This is a genomic window from Streptomyces sp. NPDC058469 (genome assembly GCF_042721125.1).
In the GTDB taxonomy this organism is placed as follows: Bacteria; Actinomycetota; Actinomycetes; order Streptomycetales; family Streptomycetaceae; genus Streptomyces.
The window spans coordinates 1-1,612 of sequence record NZ_JBHXME010000356.1 but is presented as its reverse complement, the minus strand read 5'-3'; the positions used below and the strand labels follow the sequence as shown (position 1 = coordinate 1,612).

Below are 1,612 nucleotides of genomic sequence, written 5' to 3'. Positions count from 1 at the left end.
GTACCAGGTCATCACCGCGTAGTCCGCGTCGCGGGCGGCGATGAACCCGCCCGGCTTGGTCACCCGCTTCATCTCCTTCAGGGCCTGCACCGGATCGCCCACGTGCTGGAGCACCTGATGGGCGTGGACCACACAGAACGTGTCGTCCGGATAGTCCAGCGCGTGGACGTCGGCGACCGCGAAGTCGACGTTCTCCAGGCCTCGTTGAGCGGCGGTGGCCCGGGCCTGGTCCAGGATGCCCGGCGCGTGGTCGACACCGGTGACGTGGCCGTCCGGGACCAGCGCCGCCAGGTCGGCGGTGATGGTGCCGGGCCCGCAGCCGATGTCCAGGATCTTCATGTGCGGCTTGAGCGAACCGAGCAGGTAGGCCGCGGAGTTGGCGGCTGTCCGCTGGGTGTGCGAACGCAGCACGGACTCGTGGTGCCCGTGCGTGTAGACGGCGGTCTCCTGCGGCTTCGGCATGGCTCTACCTACCCCTTCGCGGCTTCTTCGTCGTATGGATGAAGGTACGCGCGCATGCCGAATGATGAGACCTGCGTTTTACGATGTGGACTGACGGGTGATCAGGGGCTCTGTCAGCGGGCGGTACACCGTCAGCGCCTCGGGCTGCTCCTCCAGCGTCAACTCGCCTTCCACGTCTGTGACTTCACCGTCGCGGGCGAGCAGCGTGCCGGGCGCGAGACCGCTCAGGCGCAGTCGGTGGACCTGGGCCGCCGCGTGGGCGGGGGAGCGGGTGAACGGGCCCGCGAGCGCCGCCGCGAGCAGGCGGAGTGCGGGCCTGCGGCCGCCGTGCACGATCCGGATGTCGAGACGCCCGTCCGCCAGGTCGACGCGGCGGCCGGAGGCGACCCCCTTGCGGTGATAGGTGCCGTTGCCGGCGAACAGAAGCCACAACGGGCGGGTACGGCCGCCGAGTTCGGCCTCCAGCGGATGCCGGTCCGCGCGCAGCACCCACAACGCCGCGAGCACCCCCGCGGGCCAGCCGCCGACCCGGGGCGCCCAGCGCTCCCGCTCCCGCACCAGCTCCGGATAGACGCCCAGGCTCAGCGTGTTGAGGAAGATGCCCCGGGTGGCGCCGGACGTGAACCGGCCCACGTCCACACGTACGGCGTCACCCTGCCTGATCGCCTTGCTCAGACCGCGCGGGCCCTCCACGCCGAGGTCGTAGGCGAAGTGGTTGAGCGTGCCGCCCGGGAGGACCGCGAGGGGCAGGCCGTGGCGCAGGGCGACCTCCGCCGCCGCGTTGACCGTGCCGTCGCCGCCGCACACCCCGAGCACCCGGGCTCGGGTCGCCGCCTTCTCCAACTCGGCCGGTATGTCCGCCGGTTGGCAGGCGACGACCTCCGCGCCGGGCAGGAAGTCCGTCAGCGCGTCGGCCCGGTCCGCGCTGCCCGAGGCCGAGTTGACCACCATGACCAGACCCTCGCCGTCCGGCAGCGCCGGGACCTCGGCGCGGACGCGGGCCGGCGGCACGATCTGCCCGCGCGTCGGCACCATGCCGCGCACCGCGAACGCCGCACACGCGCCCAGGGCGGCGCCCGCCAGCACGTCGCTCGGGAAGTGGACGCCGGTGTAGACGCGGGACATGGCGACCGAGAACGCGATCGGGGCG

The 1,612-nt window shown here is 72.6% G+C and carries 2 protein-coding genes; both read right to left on the bottom strand.

The features are described from left to right. A partial coding sequence (locus ACFWP5_RS52415; protein WP_384174539.1) for a class I SAM-dependent methyltransferase occupies positions 1-462 on the bottom strand: 462 nt, incomplete at its 3' end. A gap of 78 nt (positions 463-540) precedes the next feature. Continuing rightward, positions 541-1,612: diacylglycerol kinase family protein (locus ACFWP5_RS52410; RefSeq protein WP_384174536.1), on the bottom strand; the 1,072-nt coding region annotated here is incomplete at its 5' end.